Consider the following 9,902-nt stretch of genomic DNA (forward strand, 5'->3'; position numbering starts at 1 on the left):
CCCTCGTCTGGACCCTGCGCCAGAGCCCGTACCACGACATCGACACCCCGGACACCGAGGTCGACACCGACATCCCCCGGCTGCGCGCCGGGGGAGTGGGCGCCCAGTTCTGGACCCTCCTCGTACCCCCCGGCCCGCCCCGCGCCGACTCCTGCGCCCAGGCCGTGTGCGAGACCCTCGAACAGATCGACGCCGCCCGCGCCCTGATGCGCCGCTACTCCGAGAGCCTGTGCCTCGCGCTGACCGCCGACGACATGGCCGACGCCCGCAACCGCGGCCGGATCGCCTCGTTCCTCGGCCCCGTCCCCGGCAGCACGCTCACCGGATCACTGGGCGCCCTGCGCGCCTTCCACGCCCTCGGCGTGCGCCTGCTCGCGCCCGCCGGAGCACCCTGGGCCGACGAGGGCCTGACGGCCTTCGGCCACGAGGTGGTCAAGGAGGCGAACCGGCTCGCGATCCTGCTCGACCTGGCGGGCTGCCCGCCCGCCGCAGCCTGCCAGCTCGTGGCCGCCTCCAAGGCGCCCGTGATCATCTCGAACACCGGCGCGGCCTCCCTCAACCCGCACCCGGGCAACGCCACCGACGAGGTCCTCCTCGCCCTGCGCGCCGGCGGCGGCCTGGCGATGGTCACCTTCGACACCGACCGCACCGGCGACTCCCTGCACGCCGTCGCCGACCACGTCGAACACGTACGGGCCCTCGCGGGCCCGGAAGGCGTCGGCCTCGGCGCCGCCTTCGGCTCCGAACACGGAAGCCCGAGGCCGGCCGGACTCACCGACCCCTCGGGCTACCCGCGGCTGATCGCGGAACTACTGGAACGGGGCTGGTCGGAAACCGAAGTCGCCCTGCTGAGCTGGGGCAACGCCCAGCGGGTGCTGCGCGAGGCGGAGTTCACCGCCCGCGCCGCGCAGTACAAGGGCGCCGCACCCTAGACCGCCTGCGGCGCGCGCAGCTCCGCCTCCCGCGCCTGCTGCGGAAGCGACTTCGGCAGCACGGTCGCCTTCCACAGCCGGACGCCGGACCACACCGTCGCGTAGAGCAGCAGGCCGTTGCGCGTGCAGAGCAGGACCGTGCCCAGCGTGCTGTTGGTGAGGATGTCCGAGCCGTAGCAGATCGGGAAGATCAGCGTGGTCAGCGCGTTCGCGGCGACCAGCAGCCAGGCGATCGGACGCTGGGTGGTGTTCTTCGAGGTCAGGCAGACCGCCGCGAGACCCAGCAGCCAGATCATGTACTGCGGGCTGATGACCCGGCTGGTGACCGTGAAGACCATGATCGCGCAGAGCGCGGCGTCGAACGGCGTCGCGCTCGACCAGCGGTTGGCCTTCACCCGCCACAGCAGGAGCAGCAGGAAACCGACCACGGTCAGGCCCAGCGAGGCCCGCGCGATGGTCGACACGTACGGGCCCACGTACTCGAACGCCCCGTACTGGAAGTTCACCTTGCCGGGCCACAGGTCCACCAGCCGCGCCGCCATCAGCGCCGAACCGCCCAGCGACTCGATCTGCACACCCCGGTCGCCCTGGTTCCCCAGGAAGCCCAGCGTGTCCTTGAACAGCAGCGCGAACACCGCCAGCAGACCCGCGGCGGAGAGCACGGCCGCGACGACCGCGTCCCGCGTGGACTTCCCGCGCGGGGTGCCGAGCAGCGTCAGCAGCGGCCACACCTTCACCATGGCGCCGATACCGGCGATGACCCCGGCGGCCTTGGGGCGGTGGCGCATGGCGAGCAGCGCGAAGACCGCGAGCAGCGTCACCTGGATGTCGTAGCGGGCGAACGGCGTCGCCATCATCATCGGCAGCGTCACCAGCCACACCAGCGCACCGGCCATGCTGCCGTCGCTGCGCCGCGCCGCCCGGATCAGACCGAGCAGGACCACGCCGTCGCACAGGACCGTGAGGGCGACGAAGGCCTGGAAGTAGGTGAGGAACGGCAGCAGGTCCGGGGAGAGGAAGATCGCGGCGGCCGCCGGGGGGTACTGCCACATGATGTCGTTGTGCGGCAGGGTCCAGTGGACCAGCACGTTGTACCAGTTGTGGTAGGTCGCGGTGACCTCCACCCGGACGACGTTCGAGCTGAAGAAGTCGTGGACGAGCATCCAGAGCATCGCCGCCCTGGTGGCCAGCCAGATGCCCGCGATGCCCAGAAGGGCGCCGCGTCCTCGCATGGCCGCTTCGAAGGAGGCCCGCCGGCCGCGCGCGGCGGGCGCCGCCGACGCGGTTGCGGTGGGGTGGGCTGTGGGGCTGCTGGTCGTGGTCATCGGCCCGAAGTCTACCCAGTCATTTATTCCACTTCTTTGACTGAGAACCTTCAAAAGTGGGTACCGGTATACGCCCTGGTCAGCCCCGAGCCGCCGGAAATTCCTCAGGCCTGCGGGCGTCCCATGGCCCGGTACGTCCACCCGGCCCCACGCCACCGCAGCGGGTCCAGCGCGTTCCGCCCGTCCAGGATCAGCCGGTCCGTGACCACGGAACCCAGCTCCGCGGGGTCGAGTTCACGGAACTCCCGCCACTCGGTGAGGTGCAGCACGACCTCCGCACCACGGGCCGCGGCCAGCGCGGAGTCGGCGTAGCCGAGGGTGGGGAAGACGCGGCGGGCGTTGTCCATGCCCTTGGGGTCGTAGACGGTGACCTGCCCGCCCTGCAGGTGGATCTGCCCGGCCACGTTCAGCGCCGGCGAGTCGCGCACGTCGTCCGAGTCGGGCTTGAAGGTGGCGCCCAGCACGGCCACCCGCTTGCCCAGGAAGGACCCGCCCACCGCCTCGCGCGCCAGCTCGACCATGTGGCCGCGGCGCCGCATGTTGATGGAGTCGACCTCCCTGAGGAAGGTCAGCGCCTGGTCGGCGCCCAGTTCGCCGGCCCGGGCCATGAACGCCCGGATGTCCTTGGGCAGGCAGCCGCCGCCGAAACCGATGCCGGCGCGCAGGAACTTGGCGCCGATCCGCTCGTCGTAACCGATGGCCTCGGCGAGCTTGACGACGTCACCGCCGGCGGCCTCGCACACCTCGGCCATGGCGTTGATGAAGGAGATCTTGGTGGCGAGGAAGGAGTTGGCGGCCGTCTTGACCAGCTCGGCCGTCGGGAAGTCGGTCACCACCAGCGGGGTCCCCTCCGCCATCGGCGTCGCGTACACCTCCCGCAGCAGCTTCTCCCCGCGCTCGCCCCGCACACCGATGACGATCCGGTCGGGGTGCAGGGTGTCCTGCACGGCGAAGCCCTCGCGCAGGAACTCCGGGTTCCACGCCAGTTCCACGTCCGCGCCCGCCGGAGCCAGCGCGGCGAGCTTCGCGGCGAGCCGCTCGGCCGACCCCACCGGGACGGTGGACTTCCCCACCACCAGGGCGGGCCGCGTCAGATGCGGTGCCAGCGACTCCATGGCGGAGTCCACATACGACATGTCACACGCGTACTCGCCGTGCTTCTGCGGCGTGTTCACGCACACGAAGTGGACGTCGCCGAACTCCCCGACCTCCTCCCACGACCGAGTGAACCGCAGCCGCCCGGTGGACGCCGGCAGCCCGGCGACGTGCTGGGCGAGCAGCTCCTCCAGCCCCGGCTCGTACATCGGGACCCGGCCCGCGGCCAGCATCTCGATCTTCTCCGGCACCACGTCCAGCCCCAGCACCTCGAACCCGAGCTCCGCCATGGCCGCGGCGTGCGTGGCGCCCAAGTAGCCGGTGCCGATCACGGTGATCTTGAGGGGGGCCATGGATGCTCCAGAGGTGCGGGGCCGTTTGCGGCCCCCGAGCATAGTCGGGCCGGTCCCTGGGGACGTTCCCGGGAGCATCCGGAGGATCCGGCTGTCACGCAGCTCACGTACGCGCCGCATATCGCTGCACCGGGCCCGGGAACTAGAATTTGGGTTACTTAACGGTAGTTAGCATCCCGCGCCGAGCGCACGCCAGCGACGCACAGCCGCCGGCCTGCCACCGGCGCCGCAGACTGGGGAGTGAAAGATCTTGGCGGGTTCTGCCGACTTCGACCTGTACCGCCCGGCCGAGGAGCACGACATGCTCCGCGAGTCGGTCCGCGCGCTCTGCGAGGCGAAGATCCTCCCGTTCGCGGCCACGGTCGACGAGGAGGCGCGCTTCCCGCAGGAGGCCCTCGACGCCCTCGTCGCCAACGACCTGCACGCCGTCCACGTGCCCGAGACCTACGGCGGCGCCGGCGCCGACGCCCTCGCCACGGTCATCGTGATCGAGGAGGTGGCCCGCGTCTGCGCCTCCTCCTCCCTGATCCCGGCCGTCAACAAGCTCGGCTCCCTCCCGGTGATCCTCTCCGGCTCCGAGGAGCTCAAGGCCAAGTACCTCGGCCCGCTGGCCAAGGGCGACGCGATGTTCTCCTACTGCCTCTCCGAGCCCGACGCGGGCTCCGACGCGGCCGGCATGAAGACCCGCGCGGTCCGCGACGGCGACTTCTGGGTCCTCAACGGCGTCAAGCGCTGGATCACCAACGCGGGCGTCTCCGACTACTACACGGTCATGGCCGTCACCGACCCCGAGAAGCGCTCCAAGGGCATCTCGGCCTTCGTCGTCGAGAAGTCGGACGAGGGCGTCTCCTTCGGCGCCCCGGAGAAGAAGCTCGGCATCAAGGGCTCCCCGACGCGCGAGGTCTACCTCGACAACGTCCGTATCCCCGCCGACCGCATGATCGGCGCCGAGGGCACCGGCTTCGCCACCGCGATGAAGACCCTCGACCACACCCGCATCACCATCGCCGCCCAGGCCCTCGGCATCGCCCAGGGCGCCCTGGACTACGCGAAGGGCTACGTCCAGGAGCGCAAGCAGTTCGGCAAGCCGATCGGCGACTTCCAGGGCGTCCAGTTCATGCTCGCGGACATGGCCATGAAGATCGAGGCCGCCCGCCAGCTGACCTACGCGGCCGCCGCCAAGTCCGAGCGCGTCGACTCCGACCTGACCTTCTTCGGCGCCGCGGCCAAGTGCTTCGCCTCCGACGTCGCGATGGAGGTCACCACGGACGCCGTCCAGCTCCTCGGCGGCTACGGCTACACCCGCGACTACCCGGTCGAGCGCATGATGCGCGACGCGAAGATCACTCAGATCTACGAGGGCACGAACCAGGTCCAGCGCATCGTCATGGCCCGCAACCTGCCGTAACGCGCACCGGCCCGCTCCATCCCCACGACAAGGCCCCGGCGTCCGCCGAGGGCCTTGTCGCGCTTGCGTCCGGCCGCGGAGCGCGGGTGGCCGGGGGGTGGAGGCGAAGGGTTCTTTTGTAACGATTCCGATCCAGCGGGTGGGGTCGTGGGCGGTGTGCGCCCCCGGTGGGCGGTGTGCTGCCGGTGTGGGGCGCATCGATCGGGGGGTCCCGGGGGGTTGCGGTGTGCGGCCGGATGTGGTGGGGCGGGTTTCCGGGCTGAGCAGGGGGTCTTCCGTCCGGGGCGGTGCGTGCCGCCCTTATATAGGGGACGGGCCGGGGGCCTCGGGCCCGCACCGGGCGGAACCCGTCGTAACCGGAACGTTGCCGGAGCCGGGCCGGGCGGGGATCCGACGGGATTCGCAGCGTGCGGGATGGGCTAACTTTGAAGCTTCGTACGCCTGAACCGGTTGGGGAGAGAACAAAATGACGGAAGCGATCCTGCTGGTCGGCGGGCAGGGGACGCGTCTGCGCCCCGTGACGGTGAACACCCCCAAGCCGATGGTTCCGGCAGCGGGCGTCCCGTTCCTCGCCCACCAGATAGCCAGGGCCGCCGCCGCCGGTGTCACGCACATCGTGATGGCCACCTGCTACCTCGCCGAGGTCTTCGAGCCCTACTTCGGTGACGGATCCGACTTCGGCATCAGCCTGGAGTACGTCGTCGAGGACGAGCCGCTGGGTACGGGCGGCGCCATCCGCAACGCCGCCCAGCGCCTGACCGGCGGCCCGGACTCCCCCGTCCTCGTCTTCAACGGCGACATCCTGACCGGCCTCGACATCGCCGGCCTGGTCGAGTCCCACCAGGCGGCCGACGCCGACGTCTCCCTCCACCTCGTGCGCGTCGAGGACCCCCGCGCCTTCGGCCTGGTCCCCACCGACGCCGACGGCCGGGTCCTCGCGTTCACCGAGAAGCCGGAGACCCCCGAAGAGATCATCACCGACCAGATCAACGCCGGCTGCTACGTCTTCCGCCGCAGCGTGATCGACTCCATTCCGGCCGGCCGACCGGTATCCGTCGAGCGTGAGACCTTCCCCGGCCTCCTCGCCTCCGGTGCCAAGCTGCACGGCGTGACCGAGGACACCTACTGGCTGGACCTCGGCAAGCCCGAGTCCTTCGTCCAGGCCTCCGCCGACCTCGTGCGCGGCATCGTCTCCTCCCCGGCCGTCCCCGGTCCCCGCGGCGAGGCCCTGGTCCTGCCCGGTGCCCAGGTGGCGGAAGGCGCCAAGCTGACGGGCGGTACCGTTGTGGGTGCCGGCGCCCGGATCGAATCGGGTGCTGTCGTCCAGGGCTCCATCGTGCTGGACGGCGCGATCCTCGGCGCGGACACGGTGGTGAACGCCAGCCTCATCGGCGCCGGCGCCTCGGTGGGTTCGCGCACCGTCGTGACCGGTGCCGTCATCGGTGACGGTGCCGTCGTGGGGGCTGACAACGAACTTCGTGCAGGGGTTCGGGTGTGGTGCGAGGCCGAACTGCCCGACGCAGCCGTCCGCTTCTCCTCCGACCGGTGACCAACTCAGTGAGGCATAACCCTGTGATAGGCGAGCAGCAGACTCCCCGCAAGACCGACGTTGCCACCACCAAGCTCCCCGACACCTGGGCGCACACCCCCCTCACCGTGGTCATGCCGACCTACAACGAGGCGGGCAACCTCCCGGGCATGGTCGAGCTGCTCATGGGCCTCGACCAGCCGGGCCTGCGCCTGCTGGTCGTCGACGACTCCTCGCCCGACGGCACCGGCAAGATCGCCGACGAGCTCGCGGAGGGCTACCTCACCGAGGACGGCAAGCCGCGCATGTCGGTCCTGCACCGCACCGCGAAGGACGGCCTCGGCCGCGCCTACGCGGCCGGCATGGCCAAGGCCGTCGAGGACGGCGCCGAGTACGTGCTCCAGATGGACGCGGACGGCTCCCACCCGGCCGGCAAGATCGCCGAGATGCTGGGCGTGGCCCGCTCCACCGGCGCCGGCCTGGTCGTGGGCTCCCGCTACGTGCCGGGCGGCACCCTGTCCGACGCCTGGGGCGCGCACCGCAAGCTGCTCTCCCGCTGGGCGAACGCGTACGCGAGCACCATCCTGGGCACCCGCGTCCGTGACATCACGGGCGGCTTCAACCTGTGGAGCGCGGCGGCGCTGAAGGCGATCGACCTCGCGTCGATCGGCAGCGCCGGCTACAGCTTCCAGGTGGAGATGAAGTACAAGGCCCTGCGCCGCGGCTTCCAGGTGATGGAGGTCCCGATCCACTTCGAGGACCGCACCGTCGGCGAGTCGAAGATGAACCTGGCCGTGCAGCTGGAGTCCATCGCGATGCCGTGGAAGCTCCGTGCCGCGGCGGGCAAGAAGAAGTAGTGGTGACGATGTGAGGAAGGGGCGCCCCCGCCGGGGGCGCCCCTTCTCGTCGTCTCCGGCCCTGTCGTCTCAGGCCCTGGTGGCCGCCGCCGGGCGGCGTTCCAGGAAGCGCTTGAGCGCGCGGGCCGCCGGGCGTTCCACGAAGCGCTGGATCAGCCAGGAGACCAGCAGCATCACGGCCATCGCCGACAGCAGCAGCGTCCACGGCTCGACGTCGCGGTGCCACTGCCTCAGCATCGTCAGGCCGGCCTGCTGGTGCAGCAGGTACAGCGGGTACGACATGGCGCCCGCGGCGGAGAGCCAGCGCCAGTTGATCCGGTCCAGTCGGCCCAGGGCCACGGCGGCCATGACGGCGTAGCAGAGGGTGATGACGAGCAGGCACATCTCCCAGGACAGCCGGTCGCCCTTGACGGTGTTCCAGCGGACGATGTCGTTGAGCCAGCGCTGCATCAGCAGCCAGGAGAAGAACAGCAGCGCCCACGGCTCTCCCGCCCGCGGCCCCTCGCGCCGGATCAGGTAGAAGCAGATGCCGGAGATGAACAGCGGCGAGTAGTCCGGGTTGGCCAGGACGTCGAGGACGGGCAGGCCGGAGCCCGGCGCGAGCAGCGAGGCGATGGTCCAGATCCAGCAGAAGTTCAGCACCTTGCGGTACGTCAGCCCGCTCCAGGCGACCACCGCGAAGATCAGGTAGAAGCGGATCTCGGACCACAGCGTCCAGTAGGAGGCGTCCAGCGGGGCGGCCCCCAGCGGGGTCTGCACCATCGTCAGGTTGGTCAGGATCTGGCTGAGCGCCGGTCCGGCGCCGCCGAAGGGCTTGCCGAAGGCCAGCAGCACGCCCATCGTCAGCAGGACGCAGAACCAGTACGCGGGGGCCAGGCGGACCACCCGGCTGCGCAGGTAGCTGCCGAGCGGCCGCCCCCAGGCCGACATGCAGATGACGAAGCCGCTGATCATGAAGAACAGCTCGACGCCCATCCAGCTGTAGCGGCCGACGACGGTCAGCCAGCCGAACGGGTCGCGGCCCCACAGCTCCTGACGGGTGTAGTGGTGGACGAGCACCAGCAGGGCGGCCAGGATCCGCAGACCGTCCAGGACGTACAGCCGGTTCCGCGCCGCGGGCGCGGACGGCTGTGCCTGTTCCGGCAGTGCGGGCAGGACGAGGGGTCTGTCGCCGTCTTCCCGTCGCTCTTCGAGGGCGCGCGGGGACGGGTGCAGGGACATGAACGCTCCACGGGCAGGACGGACGCCCCGCCCGAAATGTTGACGGCCGCGCCGGAACACGGGCCCTCCGCGTGATCCCCCCGGCGGTCGGGCCGCAACAGTCTTACGAGAAAACCATCGCACTGTCCACAACGCCCGGTTGGGGATGCGCCACACCCTCACCCGTTCGGTGGGCGGCCGTCGCCCGGTTCACTGCCCCCTGACGGTGACCTTCTGGTCGTTCTGGATCTCCTTGACCAACTGCTGGACCTTCGCCTTGTCCCAGACGAGGTTGCCGCCCCGCTGTCCGGAGATCGGCATGTTCATCGACACGCCCTCGCCGCTGCTGATGCCCTTCATGGCGAAGAACATCTCGCCCATGTCCCACAGGGACATGTCCTTGTCGACGATGAGCGTGTCCAGGCCGGCGCCCATCACCGGGTAGAGGGAGAAGGGGTTGAGGATGGTGCCGGGGGTGGCGGCCTGGCTGGCGAGCGCGGACAGGAACTTCTGCTGGTTCTTCGTCCGCTGGAGGTCCGACTCCGCGAAGGCGTAGCGGGTGCGGACGAAGGCCAGGGACTGCTCGCCGTTGAGGGTCTGCTTGCCCGCCTTGAAGTCGGCGCCTGACTTCTCGTCCTTGAAGCCCTGTTCGATGTCGAGCTCCACGCCGCCCAGCGCGTCCACGATGTTCGCGAAGCCGGCGAAGCCGATCTCCGCGTAGTGGTCGATGCGCAGGCCGGTGTTGAACTCCACCGTCCGCACCAGCAGCTCCGGGCCGTCGTCGGCGTACGCGGCGTTCAGCTTGGTCCGCTTGCCGGTGCCGGCGTACTTCTTGCCCGACTGGGAGCCGACGAAGGAGGGGATCTCCACGTCCGAGTCGCGGGGCAGCGAGACCATGGTGTTCCCGCTGGAGCATTTGGCCAGGACCATCATCGAGTCGGTGCGCTTGCCCTCGGCGGAGCCCGTGTGGAGCTTCTTCTTCTCCTCGTCGGACATGCCCTCGCGGCTGTCGGAGCCCACGATCAGGTAGGTCGTGCAGTCGCCTTCCTTCGGCCGCTCGATCACCTTGGACAGGTCGACCTCGCGGCGGACCTGGGAGTCGGCCCAGAAGTAGGTGCCGATCCCGGTGACCAGGAGTACGGAGACGATCGCGATCGACCCGATCTTGATCCGCTTGCGCCAGTCGGGCGCGGGACCGGCGGGG

General features: G+C 70.3%; 8 protein-coding genes. 4 read left to right on the forward strand and 4 right to left on the reverse strand.

Going from position 1 to position 9,902, the window contains the following annotated elements; genetic code table 11:
• Positions 1-932: membrane dipeptidase (locus VR44_RS22280; protein ID WP_045949342.1), on the forward strand; the 932-nt coding region annotated here is incomplete at its 5' end.
• Here the strand turns inward: VR44_RS22280 and VR44_RS22285 are convergent.
• Both VR44_RS22285 and VR44_RS22290 read right to left on the reverse strand, forming a co-directional pair.
• The gene (locus VR44_RS22285) at positions 929-2,257 is read right to left on the reverse strand and encodes a glycosyltransferase family 87 protein (RefSeq protein ID WP_094191835.1); all 1,329 of its coding nucleotides are present in this window, start codon (positions 2,255-2,257) and stop codon (positions 929-931) included. The two genes, VR44_RS22280 and VR44_RS22285, sit on opposite strands and share 4 nt — an antisense overlap.
• 104 nt (positions 2,258-2,361) lie before the next feature.
• Entirely contained in the window at positions 2,362-3,705 is a 1,344-nt protein-coding gene (locus tag VR44_RS22290) for a UDP-glucose dehydrogenase family protein (protein ID WP_045949343.1), read from the reverse strand.
• A gap of 250 nt (positions 3,706-3,955) precedes the next feature.
• On the opposite strand from VR44_RS22290, the gene VR44_RS22295 reads away from it, so the two are divergent.
• From VR44_RS22295 to VR44_RS22305, 3 genes are all read left to right on the forward strand, one after another.
• Complete coding sequence (locus tag VR44_RS22295) at positions 3,956-5,113, forward strand: acyl-CoA dehydrogenase (RefSeq protein WP_045949344.1); 1,158 nt, start codon at positions 3,956-3,958, stop codon at positions 5,111-5,113.
• 466 nt (positions 5,114-5,579) lie between these two features.
• Complete coding sequence (manB, locus tag VR44_RS22300) at positions 5,580-6,662, forward strand: mannose-1-phosphate guanylyltransferase (protein ID WP_045949345.1); 1,083 nt, start codon at positions 5,580-5,582, stop codon at positions 6,660-6,662.
• A 23-nt stretch (positions 6,663-6,685) separates the two neighbouring features.
• The gene (locus tag VR44_RS22305) at positions 6,686-7,498 is read left to right on the forward strand and encodes a polyprenol monophosphomannose synthase (RefSeq protein ID WP_045949346.1); all 813 of its coding nucleotides are present in this window, start codon (positions 6,686-6,688) and stop codon (positions 7,496-7,498) included.
• 69 nt (positions 7,499-7,567) lie between these two features.
• Here VR44_RS22305 and VR44_RS22310 read toward each other — a convergent pair whose 3' ends face one another.
• Together VR44_RS22310 and VR44_RS22315 are read right to left on the reverse strand one after the other, a co-directional pair.
• Positions 7,568-8,719: an acyltransferase family protein gene (locus VR44_RS22310; protein ID WP_094191836.1), complete on the reverse strand. Its 1,152-nt coding sequence runs from the start codon at positions 8,717-8,719 to the stop codon at positions 7,568-7,570.
• A 189-nt stretch (positions 8,720-8,908) separates the two neighbouring features.
• A partial coding sequence (locus VR44_RS22315; RefSeq protein ID WP_045949347.1) for an LCP family protein occupies positions 8,909-9,902 on the reverse strand: 994 nt, incomplete at its 5' end.

Source organism: Streptomyces katrae, assembly GCF_000966975.1.
Classification (GTDB): Bacteria; Actinomycetota; Actinomycetes; order Streptomycetales; family Streptomycetaceae; genus Streptomyces; species Streptomyces katrae.